Genomic DNA, 18,652 nt, shown 5'->3' with positions numbered 1-18,652 from the left:
GAGCAGTTCAGAGCCCAGCGCGAGCAGGGTGTCGTACTGCTCGGGCTCGAACGGTTCATCATCGCTCCCTTCGAGTTCGATGCCGATGCTGAAATCATTGCATCGCTCGCGCCCGGCATAACGCGATGCGCCGGCATGCCAGGCGCGCCGGTCGCAGGACACATATTGCGTGAGCACGCCATCGCGCTGCACGACAAAATGCGCCGAGACCCTGAAACCTTCAAGCGCGGCAAAGGCCGGGTGTGCCCGCGGATCGAGCCGATTGCAAAACAACTGCTCGATCGCCTCGCCGCCATATTGACGCGGTGGCAAAGCGATGCAGTGGATCACCAACAAATCGATCGGCATGCCCGCAGGCCGCTCATCGTGATTGGGAGACGGCACATGACGGGCGTGGGGCATCCAGCCTGCATCCCGACTGGCCGCGCTGAGTAGGGGCGACATGATCAGAACGGATCGTCCGGCGGCGCTTCAGCCGGGTCTCGCACGTCGAGGCGCTCCATCCGGTAGCGGATCTGACGCAGGTTCAGCCCCAGTAGCTGCGCGGCCGCGGTGCGATTGAAGCGGGTGCGCCGCAGCGCCTCGCAGAGGATGCTGCGTTCAACCTGATCGAGATAGACCCCCAAGTCGGGAGGCAGGGGCGATTGCGCTTCGAACCGGGCCATGGGGGGCTGGGGCGACTGAGGCGGTTGAAACTCCGGGGCATGCTGCGCAACGATTGGGGTGATCGGCGGGCCCGCCGGTCGCGGCATGGACGGCGCCATTGCGTCAGACAGGTTGGTGGCTGGCAAAGCCGTCGCAGCGACCAGCACTTCGGCGGCACGGGCGCCACTGCCCTGCAGCTCGATGTCTTCAGGGCCGATCAGATCTTGTGCAGCCAGGGCCGCAGCCCGGTGCAGCAGATTCTCCAGCTCACGCACATTGCCTGAGAAACGATGCTGGCGCAGGTGCTGAAGCGCAGCCGGGCTCAGCCGCAGACCGGGCCGCGCATTGTCGCGGCGGATGTCGCCCAGCAACGCCTCGACCAGTACCGGCAGATCATCCAGCCGATCGCGCAGGGGTGGCAAAGCGACCCCGATGACGTTGAGGCGGTAGAACAAATCCTGCCGAAACTGGCCCTGCTCCACCATGCGTTCCAGATGTCGGTGGGTGGCGCTGACCAGGCGCACATCCACCGCGATTTCCGCCGTCTCGCCCACCGGGCGCACGCGCCGCTCTTGCACGGCACGCAGCAGCTTGGCCTGCATTGCTAAAGGCAGCTCGCCGATTTCGTCGAGAAACAGCGTGCCGCCCTGCGCCGCGGCAAAGAAGCCGGCATGGTCGGACATCGCTCCGGTGAACGCACCCTTGCGGTAGCCGAAAAACTCGGCCTCCAACAATTGCTCAGGAATGGCGCTGCAGTTCACCGGAACGAACGGCCCTCCGGCGCGGGCGCTGCATTCATGCACGGCCTTTGCGGCCAGCTCCTTGCCGGTGCCCGACTCGCCCTGTATGAGCACCGGCGCCATGCTGCGGGCCACGCGCTGCAAGGTCTGTTTAAGGGCTCGCATCACCCCAGACTCGCCCACCATGCGTTGCAATGCGCTGCTGACCGGCGCCTGCACTTCGACATCGACCGCTGCGAGCGCCGCATGCACGGTGCGACGCAGCGCCGCCAGATCGACCGGCTTGCTCAGGTAGTCGAACGCTCCGGCCTTGAGCGCAGCCACCGCGTTGCCCGCACTGCCGTAAGCGGTGATGACGATGGATTTCTCAAAACGGTCGGGCTGGGCTTCCAGCCAGCGCAGCAACTCCAGCCCCTCGCCATCGGGAAGACGCATATCGGTGAGCATGAGGGCGTAGCGCCTGCGCGCCAACTGCTCGCGAGCCTGCGCCACGGTTTCAGCCACGTCGATCTGCCAGCCTTCATGCACCAGGCTCAGGGTGTAGAGCTCGCGCAGATCGGGTTCGTCGTCGACGATGAGAATACGCACATCCGCTGGATTCATGCCTTAAGGGCCCGGTGCGATTTGAATGACAAAAGAGCCGCGCTCCTGCGGCGTGCCCTCGCGCTCGAGGCGGTAAAGCAGACGCGCGCCGTTGCGCAAACACAGTTCGTGAGAAATATACAAGCCCAGCCCGACGCCCCGGCTGCTCGTGGTGCGAAACGGCTCGAACAGCTGCGCGCGCAGTTCGGCGTCGATCAGCGGCCCATCGTTGGAGACCTGGATTTCCCGCACCTGCCCGGCGCCGAGCTGCCGCATCTCGATCGCCCGCGGCTGGTTGCTCGCATAGCGCCGCGCGTTGCTCAGCAGATTCACCAACACCCGGCGCAGGTGCAGGGCATCGAAGCGGATCTGCGCCGCGTCGTCCTGAATGAACAGGCCGATGCGTCCCTGATCGGGTTGGTCGAATTCGGCATGCAGCTCGCGCATCAACGGCGCGCAGAGCATCAGCCCGATGTCGCGCGGCGCGGTGCGGCCCAGCTCGAGCACATCCTCGACGGTGCGGTTGATGCGCTCGACGTTCTGGCCGATGAGATGGTGCAGGCGTTCGAGCTGCACCGCATCGGCCGAAAATTCGCGGGCGAGCTGGTTGGCCTGCCCGATCGCCCCCAGCGGATTGCGAATCTCATGCGCCACGCTGGCCACCAGACGCCCCATCGCCGCCAGTTTTTCCTGCTGAATGCGCGCATCGATCTCCCGCAGATCCTGCAGCACGATGAGATAGCCCATGCCGCCCGGCAGGTTGTCCAGCGTGGACAGACGCAGCAGCAGCTTGCGACCCGCGGGCGTGCGCACCTTGACCTCCAGCGCCTCCTCGCCGTCGATGGCCATGCGCTCCACCTCTTTGCGCACCACCTCGGCTACCGGCAGATCGCGCAAGGCCTTGCGCCCCCCGAGCCAGCGCGCCGTGACCGCATCGCTCCAGGGCAAATCCAGCAGATGTTGCGCGGCCGGATTGAGCGCTTCGAGCACCATGTGACTATCGACCACCATGACGCCATCGCGCTGCGCCTCGATCACCCGCTGATTCAAGGCCATCTGCCGCCGGGCGACGGACTCGCTGGCCGCCGCGCGCGCCTCCTGCCGCGCCAGTCGTTGCGACAACTGCCACGTCAGCACCGCCACGGCAAAATAGGCGATGCCGACAAAGGCCGCATTGAGCATGCGCTGCTCGGCCTCCGCCGCCCCGCCCAGCATCGCGAACCCGGCGCTGCCCAGCAGAATCATCGTCACCAAGGCAGCCACGAACAAGGTGAGCGAGAGCGTGCCGTAAATGCCTGCGGCCAACACGGGCAGGGCGTAGATCAGGGCAAATTCGCGCGCGGGATAGCCCGCAGTGAACTGCAAGGTGGTGAAGGCCAGCAGATCGACGGCAATCGCGATCAGCACCTGCCAAGCCAGGCCCTGCGTGCGGACGAAACTCCACCAAAGGCTCGCGGCCGTCAGCGCCACATAGAGCAGCGCCACCCCGTAGCCCAGTGTGGCGATCGCGGGTTTTTCGGCGTGGGGGGGCGCCTGCATCATGGGCAGCAGCACCAGCCAGCCCAGCAACATCAGCGACATCAGCACGCGTGCCGCAGCCAGCACCCGATAGGTTCTCAGGCGTTCTCGGCCCAGCCGCGAGGAAGGCACGAAGGCTAAACCTGAAGACGCCGCCGACGGGGCGAACATGGATCGCGCGAATGCGCTTTCAGCGGCGACCGCAGCGCCCGACTTACGACCCCAGACGGGCATGCTCGTCGCTGCAGTACGGCTTGCCATCGCGCCAGACGCAGCGGCTGGCGGGCGAGTGCACGCCGCAATGCGCGCACGGCAGCATCGCCTCGGGAACCTGCGGCGGTTTGTTGGGCGAAGGCGGCTGTCGCACGCTGCGGGGCTGCTGCGATTTTTTGATGAGCATCAGCCCGACGATCACCACCACGAACAGAACGAGGTACTTCATCGGTGCAAAATCACCTGCAGCACGAAACGCGAGCCCACGTAGGTGAGCATCAGCAGCACCGTCCCGCCGAACAGCCAGGCCAGCGCCCGCGTGCCCCGCCAGCCCAGAAACACCCGGCCCACCATCAGCACGGCAAAAATCAGCCATGACGCGATGCCGAAGACTGCCTGATGATTGAGCTCGAACGGTTTGCCAAACAATTCTTCGCTGAACGTCGCCGCAAAAATGAGCGAGGCCGTCAGCAGCGCGAAACCAACCCCCGCCAAGCGATAGGTCAGCTTTTCCAGGGTGAGCAAAGGCAGGCTGCGCGACACGCCCGACACCGCGCCCTTGCGCCGATGCAGCGAACGCTCGGCCGTCCACAGCAAAATGCCGTGAAGCACGGCCGCGCCGAACAGACCATAGGAGGCGATCCCCATCGCCCAGTGCAGCGCGAAAGTGGGCCCAGCGCCGTAAGGCGGCGTAAAGGTTCCAGGGAAAACCCAGCTCAGCAAAATGGAAATGGCCGCCAGCAGACAGATCCAGCTTCTCAACATCTGCAGGGGGTAATACAGGCTCTCCACCCAATACACTGCCGCCACCAGCCAGAACGTGACCGAAAGCGCCTGGGCAAAGCCGAAATGCGGCTGCAACTCGCCGTGCAGCACCATGGCAAAGGTGATGGTCTGCGCAATCCAGGCCAGCGCCATCACCCAGGTCGACCAGCGCTCGGAGCGTTGCGTCGCCCCGCTGGCAGCCCCTTCCGCATGGCCCAGCACCAAAGCAGGTTTCGGGCGCGACAACACCGCGGCCAACATATAGAAGGCGAAGGCGAGGCTATTCACTAAAATCGACATATTCCAAGTTTAACCGACCCCCCTGCGGCTTTCAGTGCCGCGCGCGGTGAATCGCGGTGAATGCCAGACTGGCCGCAAGCTCTGCGACCATCGGCCTGCGCAAACGCTCCAACCTCGCTCCAACCTTCCACGCCCCATGCTCAACAACCTCACCCAACGGCTGTCCCGCGTGGTCAAGACCCTCAAGGGCGAAGCACGCATCACCGAAGCGAATATCCAGGACATGCTGCGCGAGGTACGTCTCGCGCTTCTCGAAGCCGATGTGGCGCTGCCCGTCGTGCGCGAATTCACCGCCCGCGTCAAAGAAAAGGCGCTGGGCCAGGACGTGGTGGGCTCGCTCACCCCCGGCCAGGCGCTGGTCGGCGTGGTGCAGCGCGAGCTCGCCGATTTGATGGGCGGCGACGCCGTGCCGATCAACCTCGCCACCCAGCCGCCGGCCATCGTGCTCATGGCCGGTCTGCAGGGCGCGGGCAAGACCACCACCACCGCCAAGCTGGCGCGGTTGCTGACCGAGAGGCAGAAGAAAAAGGTGCTCACCGTCTCGTGCGACGTCTATCGGCCGGCGGCCATCGCCCAGTTGCAGACGGTGACGGCGCAGGCCGGGGCGGAATTCTTTCCCTCCTCGCCCGACGACAAACCGCTGGACATCGCCCGCCGCGCCGTCGAATTCGCCCGCAGTCACCACTTCGACGTGCTGCTCGTCGATACTGCCGGACGACTGTCGGTGGATGAGGCGATGATGCGCGAAATCAAAGAGCTGCATGGCGCACTCAAGCCCATCGAAACTCTGTTCGTGGTGGACGCCATGCAGGGCCAGGACGCAGTGAACACCGCCCGCGCCTTCCACGACACCCTGCCGCTGACCGGCATTGTGCTCACCAAACTCGACGGCGACGCCCGCGGGGGCGCGGCGCTGTCGGTGCGGCAGGTCACGGGGGCGCCGATCAAGTTCGCCGGGGTGTCGGAAAAGATCGACGGGCTGGAGCCGTTCGACCCGCGTCGCATGGCCGACCGCATTCTGGGCATGGGCGACATCCTCGCCCTGGTAGAGCAGGCGCAGCGTCAGGTCGATGTCGATGCCGCGCAGCAACTGGCCGCCAAGGTCAAGTCGGGCGCCCAGTTCGATCTCAACGATTTTCTGATGCAGTTGCAGCAGATGAACAAAATGGGCGGCCTGCAGGGCATGCTCGACAAACTGCCGGCCGATATGCAGGCCAAGGCCGGTCAGGCCGACATGAACCGCGCCGAGCGCGACATGCGCCGTATGCAGGGCATCATCCACAGCATGACCCCGCAAGAGCGCCACAAGCCCGACTCCATCAAAGCCACCCGCAAACGCCGCATCGCCGCGGGCGCGGGGGTGCAGGTGCAGGAAGTCAACCGCCTGCTCAAGCAGTATGAGCAGATGCGCGACATGATGAAAAAAATGAAGGGCGGCAAGATGTTCAAGATGATGCAGCGCATGGGCGGCATGATGCCGCGCTGAGTACTCGGCGCTCGGCGGGATAGGCGACTTCAGCCAGAACCGCCGGCCACCAGCCAGCGCTGGCGCGCGGCGAGCACCGCGTCGGGATAGGCGGCCCGGCCGCGCGAGCCGTTGTAACGGCCCAGAGCGTAGAACAAGCTGCCGTTCTCGATGTTGAGGTAGTGCCGCAAAATCACGCAGCCGTAACGCAGATTCACCTGCATGTGAAACAGCCCCGTAATGTCGCCATTGCCGATCTGCTTGGTCCAGAACGGCATGACCTGCATATAGCCCATCGCCCCGGCCGATGAAATCGCGTATTTTTTGAAGCCGCTCTCCACCTGAATCAAACCCAGGATCAGCGCGGGCTCCAGCCCGGCGCGGTGCGCTTCGTACCAGACGGTTTGCAGAAAATCGCGCCGCACCGAGAAACCCGGAATGCGGTTTTGCAGCCGCGCCGACTCGGTTGCCAGCCACACCCAGTATTGGGCGAAATGATTGGCGTCGCGAAAGTGCGGTTGCGGCGGCGGAGCCTCGGCAATCTGCGCGGCGAGCGCGGTGCGCACCGCGTCGCTGAGCTGCTCTTCCTTTTGCGCGCCGGCCCAGGCAGGCGCTGTGGGCAAGCTCCAGCCCGCGCAGGTGGCGACGCCCGCTCCCGCCACTTGCAACAGCCACCGACGGCGAGACAGCTCACGCATGCCGCTGCGCTCTTGCGGACTCAGCGCTGCAACCGGGCTTGCAACTGCGCAGAGGCTTCAACCAGCGGCAACACCGTCGGCGCGGCATCTCGGCGGTGTTGATACTCCACCGTGCCCGCAGCAATGCCGCGGTCGGAAATCACCAGGCGGTGCGGCACGCCAATCAGTTCCCAATCGCCCAGCATCACGCCCGGGCGCTCGCCGCGGTCGTCCAGCGCCACATCAACCCCCGCGGCCGTGAGTTCGGCGTAGAGCGCGTCCGCCGTCTGGCGCACCGCTTCGCTGCGGTCATAACCGATGGGACAGATCACGGCGGTGAAAGGCGCGATCGCATCGGGCCAGACCATGCCCTTGGCATCGTGGTTCTGTTCGATACACGCCCCGAGGATGCGGGTGATGCCGATGCCGTAGCAGCCCATTTCCAGCGTTTGCGATTTGCCTTTGTCGTCGAGAAACGTCGCGCCCATCGCGGCCGAATATTTGGTGCCCAGATAGAACACATGCCCCACCTCGATGCCGCGACAGATCGACAAGGCGCCCTTGCCGTCCGGGCTGGGATCGCCCGCCTGCACATTGCGGATGTCGGCCACTTCGGGCTCAGGCAGATCACGCCCCCAGTTGACTCCGGTGTAGTGGAAATCCACCGCATTGGCGCCGATGACAAAGTCGCTCATATTCGCCACGGTACGGTCGGCAATCACGCGCACGGGATGCACAGTGCCAATCGGCCCGAGGTAGCCCGGCGGCGTGCCAAACGTGGCCACAATCTCGGCCTCGGTCGCCATGCGGGTGTTGGCCATACCGGCGAGTTTGCCCACCTTGACCTCGTTGACCGCATGATCGCCGCGCACCAGCAGCAGCACGATGGTTGCGGCCTGTCCGGGCTTGTCGCCATCCACTGCGAGCACGACCGACTTGAGGGTCTGCTGCAAGGGAATGCCCAGCAGCGTGGCGACGTCTTCGCATTTGGCCGCACCCGGCGTGGGCGTCTTTTGCAGCGTCTGCGTCGGCGCCGCGCGCGCGGCGATCAACGGCAGAGCTTCGGCCTTTTCGATGTTCGCGGCAAAGTCGGAGCCCTCGCAGTAGGCAATGGCATCCTCCCCGGTATCGGCAATGACGTGAAACTCATGGCTGAGCGATCCGCCGATGGCCCCCGAATCCGCCGCCACGGCGCGGAACTCGAAGCCGAAGCGCTGGAAGATGCGCACGTAGGCGTCGAACATGGCGCGATAACTGATCTGCGCCGCCTCGAAATCGCGATCAAAGGAGTAGGCATCCTTCATGGTGAATTCACGCGCGCGCATCACGCCGAATCGCGGACGACGTTCATCGCGAAACTTGGTCTGGATGTGATAGAAATTAAGCGGCAGTTGGCGCCAGCTCCGCACCTCGCTGCGCACCAGATCGGTCACGACTTCCTCGGAGGTGGGCTGGATCACAAAGTCGCGGTCATGGCGGTCTTTGATGCGCAACAGTTCGGGACCGAATTTATCCAGCCGCCCAGTCTCCTGCCAAAGCTCGGCCGGCTGCACCACGGGCATGAGCAACTCGATGGCGCCCGCGCGATTCATTTCCTCGCGCACGATGGCCTCCACCTTGCGGATGCTGCGCAGGCCCAGCGGCAGATAGCTGTAGAGCCCCGCTGCATGTTTTTTGATCATGCCCGCGCGCAACATCAGCGCCTGGCTGCGAACGTCTGCATCAGCCGGATCGTCCTTCTGAGTGGAAATGAAAAAGCGGGAAATTTTCATGCGTAGCGGCGCGAGGCCGGCATTTGAGGAAAAATAAGTTCGAAGATCAGCGAAGCCGTCGGGGTCTTAGCTGTGTTGGGCGTTGGCAGGCTCTGCCGCACTCTGGAAACACCCTCTCCCAGCGGCCGCGCTGCCTATAATCAAACGGAGAATTCTAAAAGATCGAGGATCAGGCGATGTTGGATCGCGAAGGCTACCGTCCCAACGTGGGCATCATCCTGCTCAACGCCAGAAATCAGGTGTTCTGGGGCAAGCGCGTGCGAGCGCATTCGTGGCAGTTTCCGCAGGGAGGCATCAACCCGGGCGAAACGCCTGAGCAGGCCATGTACCGCGAGTTGCACGAAGAAGTCGGCCTCAACCCCTGTCATGTCCGCATCATCGCCCGCACCCGCCAATGGCTGCGGTATGACGTGCCCAGCCATTTCGTGCGCCGCGACAGTCGGGGCATCTACAAAGGCCAGAAGCAGATCTGGTATTTACTGCGCCTGACCGGGCGCGATTGCGATGTTTGCCTGCGCGCCACCGAGCACCCCGAATTCGACGCCTGGCGCTGGAACGAATACTGGATACCGCTCGACAGTGTGATCGAGTTCAAGCGCGAGGTCTATCAAATGGCGCTGACTGAGTTGGCGCACTTCTTGCCGCGCGCAGAACCACGCACGCGCTTCCTCCGCGCCAATCTGCGGCACCGCCACGAGGGCGCCGCCGCAGCCGATGAAACCGTCACGGCGGATGCATCGGCTTCCCCCTTCACCACACCGGATCCAGCATGATCTTTTCTGCTTCAGCACGCATGCGCACGACGCTGCTGGCTGGCCTTTTGCTCGGCTTGGGCTCCAGCCCTTTGACTCACGCCCAGTCTGCGGACGAAAGCGGCTTGTTCGGCGCCAAGCAGAGCACAGCCGAAGCGCCCGTCATCTTTCCCCGCGCCCCGACGGATCTGGTGCATGTGCACATCACCGCGAGCGGTGCGCTGCAGTTTTATGTCGATCGGGGCTCGATATCGGTCGAACCGGGTGAAACGGTGCGCTACACCCTGATCGGCAAAACGCCCGACGGGCCGCGAAATATCACCTATGAAGCGATCAACTGCGCCACGCGGCAGTGGAAGCTCTATGGTCTGTGGAACGATGCCAGCCAGAAATGGGTGACGGCAAGCGGGAGTGACTGGCAGCGCATTCCCGAAAACGGCGCGACTCGGGTGCACTCCACGCTTTACCGCGATGACTTTTGCCACAACCGGGCTGTTCGCGGCACGCCTGCTGACTTGGCGCGTCGCATCGAGATGGGCTTGCATGCGCCCTCGGACCATTCTCTGCTGACGAATGAGCGCTGAAGAACCCCTCCCGCACCGTCCTACAGGAAAACCATATTGTCCCGGTGAATCAACTCGGGCTCCTCGCTGAAACCGAGTATGGCCTCGATGTCGGCAGACGGGTGGCGCATGATGCGTCGGGCCTGTGAAGCCGCGTAATTACTCAGACCCCGCGCCACCTCCGCACCGCTTGCATCGTGCACGGCGATGACGTCACCTCGCTCGAAGTCGCCCTGAACCTCCACCACGCCAACCGGCAACAAACTGGCCCCTTGTGCGCGCAAGCGCCGGGCTGCGCCTTCGTCCACCATGACCCAGCCGCGCAGTTGCAGATGATCGGCCATCCACTGTTTGCGCGCGGCAAGCTTGGCATGCCCGGCCAGTAGCTGAGTACCCACGATCTCGCCCCGCGCCAACCGGAGCAGCACCTCGGGCTCGCGGCCGCTGGCGATCACGGTATGGGCGCCACTGCGCGCTGCGCGCCTTGCGGCCGTGACCTTGGTGGCCATGCCGCCGGTGCCGATTCCCGTTCCAGCGCCGCCAGCCATCGCCTGCAGCTTGGCATCCTCGGCGTCAGCCTGGGCGATCAGCGTGGCGTCGGCGTGTTTGCGCGGGTCAGCGCTGTATAGGCCCGATTGGTCCGTGAGGATGATGAGCACATCGCCTTCCACCAGATTGGTGACCAGCGCGCCCAGGGTGTCGTTGTCACCAAACTTGATCTCGTCGGTGACCACCGTGTCGTTTTCGTTGATGACCGGCACGACACCTTGCTCCAACAGAGTCAGCAAGGTCGTGCGGGCGTTGAGATAGCGCTGTCGATCCGCCAGATCGGCATGGGTCAACAAAACCTGCGCGGCGACCATGCCGCGTTCCCGAAACGCCGTTTCGTAAGCTTGCGCCAAGCCCATCTGACCGACAGCCGCAGCCGCCTGCAACTGGTGCATTTCACGCGGACGCTGCGACCAGCCCAGGCGACGCATCCCTTCGGCGATGGCGCCGCTGGAGACCAGAATCACGTCCTTCCCTGCCGAGCGCAGGCCCGCGATCTGCCCCGCCCAACGGGACACGGCTTCGAGATCGACGCCGCGCCCTTCATTGGTCACCAGACTGGAACCGGCCTTGATGATGATGCGCCGTGCCGACTGCACGACAGAGCTGGACCGCTGCATTTCAGGGGCTGACATCGTCGCGGAAATCGTCACGGAAGCGGGGATCGGGTTCGACGGTTTCGACCGGCCTGCTTTGGCCGATATGTTCGGCAATCGCATGCAGCAGTGGGTCAAGGCCCTCGCGCGCCAGTGCCGAGATCGGGAACACCGGGCCTTTGTATCGCAGACGGCGAAGCAGGTTTTTCACCGCCGCCTCGCGATCTTCTTCGGGCAGAAGATCGAGTTTGTTGAGCACCAGCCAACGGGGCTTGGCGGCCAGGTCAGCGTCGTATTTTTTCAGTTCGGCGACGATGGCGCGAACATCCTTGACGGGATCTGCGCCCTCTTCAATCGGCGCCATATCCACGATGTGCAGCAGCAGTTTGGTGCGCTGCAAATGCCGCAGAAACTGATGGCCCAGCCCCTGCCCTTCCGCCGCGCCCTCGATCAGCCCGGGAATGTCGGCAATCACGAAGCTCCGGCCAGGCCCCAAACGCACGACGCCGAGGTTGGGATACAGCGTGGTGAAAGGATAGTCAGCAATCTTGGGCCGTGCATTGGACACGGCGGAAATCAAGGTGCTTTTTCCCGCGTTGGGCATGCCCAGCAGCCCCACATCGGCCAGCACCTTGAGTTCGAGACGCAGCTTGCGATGCTCGCCCTCTTGTCCCTTGGTCGATTCGCGCGGCGCGCGATTCACACTCGACTTGAAGTGCAGATTGCCCAAGCCGCCTTGCCCGCCGCGGGCGATGATGATCTCCTGGCCGTCCTGGATCAGATCGGCGATGAGCTCATCCGTTTCGGCATCAAAGATCAGCGTGCCTACCGGCATGCGCAACACCTTGTCATCGCCACCGGCGCCGTACTGATCCGCGCCGCGCCCGTGCTCGCCGTTGCGTCCGCGATGCAGCTTGGAAAACCGAAAGTCCACCAGCGTGTTCAGATTGACATCCGCGCGAGCGATGACATGCCCTCCGCGCCCGCCGTCTCCGCCATTCGGACCGCCAAAAGGAATGAATTTCTCGCGGCGAAACGACACGCAGCCGTTGCCGCCGTTTCCGGCGTGCGCTTCGATCACGACTTCATCGACAAATTTCACGGTGGGCTCGCTTCGCTGAAAAAACAGAAAACCCCGGCTGGCGAACCCGGCACACACGCTGTGTGCCTTGTGTCACCACGCCGGGGCGTTGATGGGGCATTGCCCCAACCCGGCCTAACAGCGGCCGAGTCTCACAAGTCAGTTGGCTACAACCGTCACGGTCTGCCGATTGAACGCGCTCTTCACTTCAAATTCAACGCGGCCATCGACCAGCGCAAACAAGGTGTGGTCTTTGCCGATGCCGACATTGTGTCCGGGGTGAAACTTGGTGCCACGCTGACGCACGATGATGCCGCCGGCCGAGATGCCCTGGCCGCCATACACCTTCACGCCGAGTCGTTTGGCTTCTGAGTCGCGCCCGTTGCGGGTTGAGCCGCCGCCTTTTTTCTGTGCCATGTCTGAATCTCCTTAAAGACGCATTACGCCGAGATCGTTTCAATCTGAAGCTCGGTGTAATTCTGCCGATGCCCCTGATGCTTCTGATAGTGCTTGCGACGACGCATCTTGAAAATGCGCACCTTGTCGTGCCGCCCGTGCGACAGCACCTTGGCCGTCACCTTTGCACCGTCGACCAGGGGAGTGCCGAACTTGGCGTCTTCACCGTTGACCACGGCGAGCACCTCTTCCAGCACAATATCCTGACCTACGTCTGCCGGCATCTGTTCTACCTTGATTTTTTCGCCAGCTGCAACACGGTACTGCTTGCCGCCGGTTTTTATGACCGCATACATAAGTTCACCTCTTGGAAATCGTGCAAACGGCCTCTTTATCGGCCCCGCACGGACAACCAGACCACCCCGCAAGCTTCCTCAGAAAATAGAAGGCTTGACGGTTCGCCCGGAAAAAGCTCGCAATTCTAGCACGGCTTACGTCTTTCACCAGTTCTGCGCAAACATCGTTGTCCGCGCACCATGTCCGCAGGCTCGACCTCCATGCCTGCCACCGCACCTTCTTAGAATGGCGGCCTGCAGGAAGGTGTTCGTGAGCCCCTCCTTAAAGATCAAATATTGTCAACCCGCATCTGATTCTCGCAACCGACTCTTCCATGTCGCCTTCATCAACACAAACGCCAGACATGGCGCAAGCACCGACGATTCATTCCGTCTTTGCGCCGATCACCGAAGACATGGAGAGCGTCGACCGGGCCATTCACACCCACCTTGCATCCGAAGTCGCGCTGATCAACACCATCGGCGGCTACATCGTTGCGGGCGGCGGCAAGCGACTGCGTCCCGCCTTGCTGCTGCTCGTCGCCCAGGCACAGGGGTTTCGCGGCCCGCAACAGCACATCATGGCCGCTGTGGTGGAACTGATCCATACCGCCACCCTCCTTCATGACGACGTGGTGGACGAGTCATCCATGCGACGCGGGCGCGAAACTTCCAACGCACTCTTCGGCAACTCGGCCAGCGTGCTGGTCGGCGATTTTCTGTACTCACGGGCATTTCAGATGATGGTGTCCGTGGGGAGCATGCGCATCCTCGACATCCTGGCCGACGCCACCAATGTCATCGCCGAAGGCGAAGTGTTGCAATTGCTCAACATGCACGACCCGGAAGTCGATGAGCAACGTTATCTCCAAGTCATCCGCTTCAAAACCGCGAAACTTTTCGAGGCCGCAGCCCGAATCGGCGCCGTACTCGCCGATGCCGATGCGAACACACAGGAAGAGATGGCCCTGGCGGGACGCAGCTTCGGCACCGCATTCCAGTTGATTGACGACCTGCTCGATTACAGCGGCAACTCCGCAGAACTGGGCAAGAACATTGGCGACGACCTGCGCGAAGGCAAACCCACCCTGCCGCTGATCATCGCCATGCGACAGGGCACTGCCGCGCAGCGCACTCTGATCGAAAATGCCATCCGCCAAGGCGACACCAGCGCACTCGACGACGTGATGGACATCGTGCACGCTTGCGGCGCCATGCAGGCCGTGCGCAAGGCCGCGCAGAGCGAGATACGCGTTGCCGAGCGCGCGCTTTCCCCACTGGCACCTAGCCCTGCCCGGCAGGCTCTGCTAGACTTATGCGCTTACTCTTTAGGACGCACAGTCTGATTACTCGGACAACAGCACGGGCAACAATGCCTGAGCGGCGAGATGGAGCTAACCGCGGAAGCAAACCGCGCGTACCACTAAAGATCGGGGTGTAGCTTAGCCTGGTAGAGCGCTACGTTCGGGACGTAGAGGCCGGAGGTTCGAATCCTCTCACCCCGACCAGAATTTTCAAGCCAAAACGGCCGCCAGTGCTTCACGCTGGCGGCCGTTTTTGTTTTGAAAATCAGTAACTCAGGCAGATCCCTGGCCGACAGCAAAAGAATACCGCCAAGTGTGCGCAAAATGCGCAAATGTCATCTTCTCAAGAATTGCGACCGCTTGCTCCAATTCACGCTGCGTCGCGTTTCGCGTGCCTGCGTAGCAGTTCACCAAAACTGCGCTTGAAAGGCAAGGAATCGACTGCTTAAGTGAAGGGAAGACGACTGCACGACTGCATTTACCGCCGTTGATGCTTACTCGGGACTCCATCCATTTCTGAGGAATCCCAGCATGTCAGGCGAGAATGCACGCTTACCCGCGCGCAAGATATTGATTTACAAAAGAAAAAAGCCACCGGCATGGGTGGCTTTGCATTTTTACAGCACTAGTTATGGCGGAAGCGGTGAGATTCGAACTCACGAACGGTTGCCCGTTGCCGGTTTTCAAGACCGGTGCAATCGACCACTCTGCCACGCTTCCTGTTGATCAGCCCTACCGCTGGGCCAAGCCGCACATTCTATCTGGGCGCGACGCGGGTTGATCGGGGCAGGAACAGTTCGAGTGCGTTGTTGAGCATGTCGAATCCGAGCGGGGTCGTGCGCAGAACATCGGCATCACCGACCAGCAAGCCTTTGCCCTGTGCGGCTTGCAGGGGCTTTTCGATGGCAGAGGGTGGCAGGCCCGTGCGTTCGGCAAATAGATCGGTGCGCACTCCTTCGCGCAAACGCAGGGCGTTTAGCATGAATTCAAACGGCAAGTCGCTGCGCGATACCTCGACCTCGGTTTCGACGGCAATGCCTTGCGCGGCCTGCTCCATGTAGCGCTGAGGATGGCGCCAGCGGGTCTGACGCACGATGCGATGCGCAAAGGTGAGCTTGGAATGGGCGCCAGCACCTATGCCGACGTAGTCGCCGAATTGCCAGTAGTTGAGGTTGTGGCGACAGCTGTGCCCAGGCGCGGCGTAAGCGGACACCTCGTAGCGCTGCAACCCTGCGGCTTCGGCCAGATCGGCCACGGCATGCTGCATGTCGGCGGCAAGGTCGTCATCGGGCAGTTTGGGGGGCTGGCGGGCGAAAAGGGTGTTGGGTTCGAGCGTGAGCTGATAGAGCGAGAGATGCGGCGGCTGGTGCGCCAGCGCCTCGTGGACGTCGGCCTTGCAGCCCGCCATGTCCTGCAGCGGCAGGGCGAACATCAGATCGAGATTGAAGGTCGCAAAGTGGCGCGCGGCCTCGGCCACCGCGTCGTGCGCCTGACGCGCGTCGTGCACGCGACCCAGCGCGCGCAGACGGTCATCGTTGAAACTCTGCACGCCGATGGACAGGCGGTTGACGCCGGCCTGCGCGAACGCCGCGAACCGATCCCGCTCGAAGGTGCCCGGGTTGGCCTCCAGCGTGATTTCGGCGTCGGCGACGAGAGGCAGCCGGGCGCGCACATCGGTGATCAACTGGTCGATGGCCTCGGGCGAGAACAGACTGGGCGTGCCGCCCCCGATAAAGACGGAGATGACGCGCCGCCCCCACACCAGAGGCAGCGCTGCATCGAGATCGGCGCGGAGGGCCGCAAGATAGGCCTGTTCGGGAATCGCCCCACCCGCGCGCCACTCATGCGAATTGAAATCGCAATAGGGGCACTTCTTCAGACACCACGGCAGATGCACGTAAAGGCTGAGGGGAGGCAGCGACTGGAACTGCAGGGTGCCGGGCCGCATGTAGTGCGGCAGAGATTGTGCTGCACGCTGCGGCGCCGCATCGCCGGTGGCATCGGACTCGCCCGCCGCGCCGACGATCGGAATGTGCTTCGATTTCACCAAGGCCGCGGCATCAAGTCGAAGAAGCCGTCCAGCCCCAATGCGTGCGCAACAGAGGCAGCAGGGTCTGCAGGGCCTGGCCGCGGTGACTGATGCGATTCTTCTCCCGCGCGTCACATTGCGCCAGGGTGCGGCCATCGGCCAGCACGAACAAGGGGTCGTAGCCAAAGCCGCCCTGCCCTTGCGCCGCATGCCCGATCTGTCCGATCAGTTCGCCGCGAACGATGATCGGCTCGGGATCGGCCGCATGGCGCAACGCCACCACGATGCTGACAAAGCGCGCAAGGCGCAGGGTCTGGCCCTCCATCTGCTGCAACAGCAAACGGTTGTTGGCGGCGTCCTGCTCGGCCCGAGGCCCATCGATCTGCGGCGCGAAGCGGGCCGAGCGCACACCCGGCAGTCCACCGAGCGCTTCCACGCAAAGGCCCGAATCGTCCGCCAGTGCGGGAAGGCCGGTGTGGAAGCTGGCGTGCCGCGCCTTGGCCAGCGCGTTTTCAACAAACGTGGGATGCGGTTCTTCTGCCTCGGCCAAATGAAATTCGCTTTGGGCTTTCACATGGCACCCCAGCGGCACCAGCAAGGCCGAGAGCTCGGCGAGCTTGCCCGGATTGCCGGACGCAAGCACGATCTGCCAGGTTCCGGAAGTCGGCGCAGCCACCGTCAAATCTCCAGCGCCTGTCTTTGCAGCGCGACGAGTTCGGCGATGCCGCGTTGCGCCAGGTCGATCATGCCGTCGAGCTGCTGCCGCGAAAACGGCGCGCCCTCGGCCGTGCCCTGCACCTCGATCAGCGCCCCGCCGGCCGTGCCCACCACGTTCATATCGGTATCGCACTGGCTGTCTTCGGTGTAGTCGAGATCAAGGCGGTAATCGTCGCCCAGCAGGCCGACCGAGACGGCGGCAACCAACTGGCGCATCGGGTTCTGTTGGATGCGGCCCTGCGCGATGAGCCACTGACAGGCATCCCACGCGGCCACGGCGGCGCCCGTGATGGCCGCGGTGCGCGTGCCGCCGTCGGCCTGCAACACATCACAGTCAAGCGTGATCTGCCGTTCGCCCAGGGCTGAAAAATCGAACACGGCGCGCAGCGATCGGCCGATGAGGCGCTGGATCTCCTCTGTACGACCCTGCTGCTTGCCGCGCTTGGCTTCGCGCTCGCCGCGCGTGTGCGTCGCTCGGGGCAGCATGCCATATTCCGCCGTGACCCAACCCTGCCCGCTGCCCCGCTTGTGCGGCGGCACGCGCTCTTCGACCGAGGCGGTGCACAGCACACGGGTGTGCCCAAAAGCCACCAGCACGGAACCTTCGGCATGACGGGTGAAATGACGTTCGATGGCGATGGCGCGCAGCGCCGAAAGCCCGCGACCTTCTCTCGCAGGAGGTGTGTTTTGCATGGAAGTAATCGGTAGGGAAAGCGTTATTTACGCGCCGCACCCTGGCGGATGGCGGCGTTGATTTCAGCGATCGAACGTTCGATGTCAGCGTCGTTCATTTCATCGACCTGCAGATCACCCAGTTCGCTCTGGATGGTGGACTTGAACCCGCCTTTCTGCATGGTCTCGGTTTCAATGCGCAGAGAGGTTTCCAGCTCTTCGGGATCGGCCTCCCATTCGACGCCCAGGGCGGTGACGTTATCTGAATCGGCGCCGCCTTGACGCAGCGCCATTTCCACCACCTCGGGCACAGCATCGGAGAGCACCTGCTGGCCGAACTGCCGCACCAGAACCGATTCGGGGATCTGTCCCCAAAGCCCGTCGGAACACAGCAGCACGATGTCGCCCCGCCGCATCGCCTGCGGCAAACCCACCTCGATCATCGGCAACTGCCCCGACCCCAGGCAGGTGAACAGCATGTTTCGCGTCGGGCCGTCAGGCTGCAGCAAAGAGAGGCCGTCAGCCTGATCTTTTTTGTGCTTCTGCTCCACATGCGAGTGATCGCGGGTGCGTGTGAGCATGGCGCCATTACGCATGAAATACAGCCGCGAATCGCCCACATGCGCCCAGTGCGCAGCGCCGTTTTGCAGCACGCAGACCACCACCGTCGTGCGCGGCGAATCGGTCAGCCCGTGTTCCTGCGCATAACGCTGAACCTGCTCATGCGCCCGAAAAATCGAGCGTCGCAGAAATTCTTGCGGGTCGCGCAGGCGCGGCCGCGCTTCTTGCTGGAAGAGATTGGCAATGGTCTGCAATGCCAGTTGCGCCGCCACATCGCCACGCGGGTGCCCACCCAAACCATCGGCCAGAGCGAACAAGGCGCTTTCGCGCGTGTAGCAATAGCCCATGCGATCCTGGTTGTTCGCACGACCGCCGCGGCGGCTCACCTGGTACACCGAAAACTTCAATTCTTCTCCCTCG

General features: G+C 63.3%; 19 protein-coding genes and 2 tRNA genes. 5 read left to right on the top strand and 16 right to left on the bottom strand.

Annotated features, from left to right (window positions below):
* The 5 genes from ampD to AC2VLV_RS12980 form a co-directional block, all read right to left on the bottom strand.
* On the bottom strand, positions 1 to 444 hold a 444-nt coding region (ampD, locus tag AC2VLV_RS13000; RefSeq protein ID WP_486990386.1), incomplete at its 3' end, for a 1,6-anhydro-N-acetylmuramyl-L-alanine amidase AmpD.
* 2 nt (positions 445 to 446) lie between these two features.
* Positions 447 to 1,988 (bottom strand): sigma-54-dependent transcriptional regulator, encoded by a 1,542-nt coding sequence (locus tag AC2VLV_RS12995; protein WP_486990385.1) that lies wholly within the window; start codon positions 1,986 to 1,988, stop codon positions 447 to 449.
* Positions 1,989 to 1,991: 3 nt separating this feature from the next.
* Positions 1,992 to 3,656, bottom strand: coding sequence for a sensor histidine kinase (locus AC2VLV_RS12990; RefSeq protein ID WP_486990384.1), 1,665 nt, complete (start codon positions 3,654 to 3,656; stop codon positions 1,992 to 1,994).
* 43 nt (positions 3,657 to 3,699) lie between these two features.
* On the bottom strand, positions 3,700 to 3,927 hold the full coding sequence (locus AC2VLV_RS12985) for a PP0621 family protein (RefSeq protein ID WP_013104740.1): 228 nt from the start codon (positions 3,925 to 3,927) through the stop codon (positions 3,700 to 3,702).
* Positions 3,924 to 4,751 (bottom strand): cytochrome C assembly family protein, encoded by an 828-nt coding sequence (locus AC2VLV_RS12980; RefSeq protein ID WP_486990383.1) that lies wholly within the window; start codon positions 4,749 to 4,751, stop codon positions 3,924 to 3,926. Before AC2VLV_RS12980 ends, AC2VLV_RS12985 begins: the two co-directional genes overlap by 4 nt.
* A 148-nt stretch (positions 4,752 to 4,899) precedes the next feature.
* Here AC2VLV_RS12980 and ffh point away from each other — a divergent pair, with 148 nt between their 5' ends.
* Positions 4,900 to 6,249 carry a signal recognition particle protein gene (gene ffh / locus AC2VLV_RS12975; protein WP_486990382.1) on the top strand — a complete coding sequence of 450 codons (1,350 nt, stop codon included), beginning with the start codon at positions 4,900 to 4,902 and terminating at the stop codon, positions 6,247 to 6,249.
* Between the two features lie 29 nt (positions 6,250 to 6,278).
* On the opposite strand, the gene AC2VLV_RS12970 is transcribed toward ffh, so the two are convergent.
* Positions 6,279 to 6,926, bottom strand: a complete 648-nt coding sequence (locus AC2VLV_RS12970; RefSeq protein ID WP_486990381.1) for a lytic transglycosylase domain-containing protein — start codon at positions 6,924 to 6,926, stop codon at positions 6,279 to 6,281.
* A gap of 20 nt (positions 6,927 to 6,946) precedes the next feature.
* Complete coding sequence (locus AC2VLV_RS12965) at positions 6,947 to 8,677, bottom strand: proline--tRNA ligase (RefSeq protein WP_486990380.1); 1,731 nt, start codon at positions 8,675 to 8,677, stop codon at positions 6,947 to 6,949.
* A 176-nt stretch (positions 8,678 to 8,853) separates the two neighbouring features.
* Between AC2VLV_RS12965 and AC2VLV_RS12960 the strand changes: the two genes are divergently transcribed.
* On the top strand, positions 8,854 to 9,450 hold the full coding sequence (locus tag AC2VLV_RS12960; RefSeq protein ID WP_486990379.1) for an RNA pyrophosphohydrolase: 597 nt from the start codon (positions 8,854 to 8,856) through the stop codon (positions 9,448 to 9,450).
* Positions 9,447 to 10,013 carry a CNP1-like family protein gene (locus AC2VLV_RS12955; RefSeq protein ID WP_486990378.1) on the top strand — a complete coding sequence of 189 codons (567 nt, stop codon included), beginning with the start codon at positions 9,447 to 9,449 and terminating at the stop codon, positions 10,011 to 10,013. Before AC2VLV_RS12960 ends, AC2VLV_RS12955 begins: the two co-directional genes overlap by 4 nt.
* Before the next feature lie 20 nt (positions 10,014 to 10,033).
* On the opposite strand, the gene proB is transcribed toward AC2VLV_RS12955, so the two are convergent.
* The 4 genes from proB to rplU form a co-directional block, all read right to left on the bottom strand.
* Complete coding sequence (proB, locus tag AC2VLV_RS12950) at positions 10,034 to 11,161, bottom strand: glutamate 5-kinase (RefSeq protein ID WP_486990389.1); 1,128 nt, start codon at positions 11,159 to 11,161, stop codon at positions 10,034 to 10,036.
* 1 nt (position 11,162) lies between these two features.
* On the bottom strand, positions 11,163 to 12,239 hold the full coding sequence (cgtA, locus tag AC2VLV_RS12945) for an Obg family GTPase CgtA (RefSeq protein ID WP_486990377.1): 1,077 nt from the start codon (positions 12,237 to 12,239) through the stop codon (positions 11,163 to 11,165).
* A 138-nt stretch (positions 12,240 to 12,377) separates the two neighbouring features.
* Positions 12,378 to 12,635, bottom strand: a complete 258-nt coding sequence (gene rpmA, locus AC2VLV_RS12940) for a 50S ribosomal protein L27 (RefSeq protein WP_013104731.1) — start codon at positions 12,633 to 12,635, stop codon at positions 12,378 to 12,380.
* A gap of 23 nt (positions 12,636 to 12,658) precedes the next feature.
* Positions 12,659 to 12,970 (bottom strand): 50S ribosomal protein L21, encoded by a 312-nt coding sequence (rplU, locus tag AC2VLV_RS12935; protein WP_013104730.1) that lies wholly within the window; start codon positions 12,968 to 12,970, stop codon positions 12,659 to 12,661.
* A 314-nt stretch (positions 12,971 to 13,284) separates the two neighbouring features.
* Here rplU and AC2VLV_RS12930 point away from each other — a divergent pair, with 314 nt between their 5' ends.
* Entirely contained in the window at positions 13,285 to 14,295 is a 1,011-nt protein-coding gene (locus AC2VLV_RS12930; RefSeq protein ID WP_486990376.1) for a polyprenyl synthetase family protein, read from the top strand.
* Positions 14,296 to 14,380: 85 nt separating this feature from the next.
* Positions 14,381 to 14,457: transfer RNA gene (locus AC2VLV_RS12925), tRNA-Pro, on the top strand.
* Positions 14,458 to 14,885: 428 nt separating this feature from the next.
* Here AC2VLV_RS12925 and AC2VLV_RS12920 read toward each other — a convergent pair.
* The 5 genes from AC2VLV_RS12920 to AC2VLV_RS12900 form a co-directional block, all read right to left on the bottom strand.
* A tRNA-Ser gene (locus tag AC2VLV_RS12920) sits at positions 14,886 to 14,973 on the bottom strand.
* A 37-nt stretch (positions 14,974 to 15,010) separates the two neighbouring features.
* A complete protein-coding gene (hemW, locus tag AC2VLV_RS12915) occupies positions 15,011 to 16,201 on the bottom strand; it encodes a radical SAM family heme chaperone HemW (RefSeq protein ID WP_486990388.1) in 1,191 nt (396 codons plus the stop codon).
* 112 nt (positions 16,202 to 16,313) lie between these two features.
* Positions 16,314 to 16,958, bottom strand: coding sequence for an RdgB/HAM1 family non-canonical purine NTP pyrophosphatase (gene rdgB / locus AC2VLV_RS12910; protein ID WP_486990375.1), 645 nt, complete (start codon positions 16,956 to 16,958; stop codon positions 16,314 to 16,316).
* A gap of 2 nt (positions 16,959 to 16,960) precedes the next feature.
* A complete protein-coding gene (gene rph, locus AC2VLV_RS12905; protein WP_486990374.1) occupies positions 16,961 to 17,692 on the bottom strand; it encodes a ribonuclease PH in 732 nt (243 codons plus the stop codon).
* Between the two features lie 23 nt (positions 17,693 to 17,715).
* The gene (locus AC2VLV_RS12900) at positions 17,716 to 18,639 is read right to left on the bottom strand and encodes a PP2C family protein-serine/threonine phosphatase (RefSeq protein ID WP_486990387.1); all 924 of its coding nucleotides are present in this window, start codon (positions 18,637 to 18,639) and stop codon (positions 17,716 to 17,718) included.
* Positions 18,640 to 18,652: the final 13 nt, after the last annotated feature.

It is taken from the genome of Thiomonas sp. TH-17 (genome assembly GCF_057473305.1).
Note: the sequence above shows the minus strand (reverse complement) of the source record. Positions and strands in the feature narration are given on the sequence as shown.

Excerpts from the sequence above, each read along its gene's own strand:
- AC2VLV_RS12995 (WP_486990385.1), bottom strand. The coding sequence starts at position 1,988 with ATGAATCCAGCGGATGTGCGTATTCTCATCGTCGACGACGAACCCGAT.
- AC2VLV_RS12990 (WP_486990384.1), bottom strand. The coding sequence starts at position 3,656 with ATGTTCGCCCCGTCGGCGGCGTCTTCAGGTTTAGCCTTCGTGCCTTCC.
- AC2VLV_RS12985 (WP_013104740.1), bottom strand. The coding sequence starts at position 3,927 with ATGAAGTACCTCGTTCTGTTCGTGGTGGTGATCGTCGGGCTGATGCTC.
- ffh (WP_486990382.1), top strand. The coding sequence starts at position 4,900 with ATGCTCAACAACCTCACCCAACGGCTGTCCCGCGTGGTCAAGACCCTC.
- AC2VLV_RS12970 (WP_486990381.1), bottom strand. The coding sequence starts at position 6,926 with ATGCGTGAGCTGTCTCGCCGTCGGTGGCTGTTGCAAGTGGCGGGAGCG.
- AC2VLV_RS12965 (WP_486990380.1), bottom strand. The coding sequence starts at position 8,677 with ATGAAAATTTCCCGCTTTTTCATTTCCACTCAGAAGGACGATCCGGCT.
- AC2VLV_RS12960 (WP_486990379.1), top strand. The coding sequence starts at position 8,854 with ATGTTGGATCGCGAAGGCTACCGTCCCAACGTGGGCATCATCCTGCTC.
- AC2VLV_RS12955 (WP_486990378.1), top strand. The coding sequence starts at position 9,447 with ATGATCTTTTCTGCTTCAGCACGCATGCGCACGACGCTGCTGGCTGGC.
- proB (WP_486990389.1), bottom strand. The coding sequence starts at position 11,161 with ATGCAGCGGTCCAGCTCTGTCGTGCAGTCGGCACGGCGCATCATCATC.
- rpmA (WP_013104731.1), bottom strand. The coding sequence starts at position 12,635 with ATGGCACAGAAAAAAGGCGGCGGCTCAACCCGCAACGGGCGCGACTCA.
- rplU (WP_013104730.1), bottom strand. The coding sequence starts at position 12,970 with ATGTATGCGGTCATAAAAACCGGCGGCAAGCAGTACCGTGTTGCAGCT.
- AC2VLV_RS12930 (WP_486990376.1), top strand. The coding sequence starts at position 13,285 with ATGTCGCCTTCATCAACACAAACGCCAGACATGGCGCAAGCACCGACG.
- hemW (WP_486990388.1), bottom strand. The coding sequence starts at position 16,201 with ATGCGGCCCGGCACCCTGCAGTTCCAGTCGCTGCCTCCCCTCAGCCTT.
- rph (WP_486990374.1), bottom strand. The coding sequence starts at position 17,692 with ATGCAAAACACACCTCCTGCGAGAGAAGGTCGCGGGCTTTCGGCGCTG.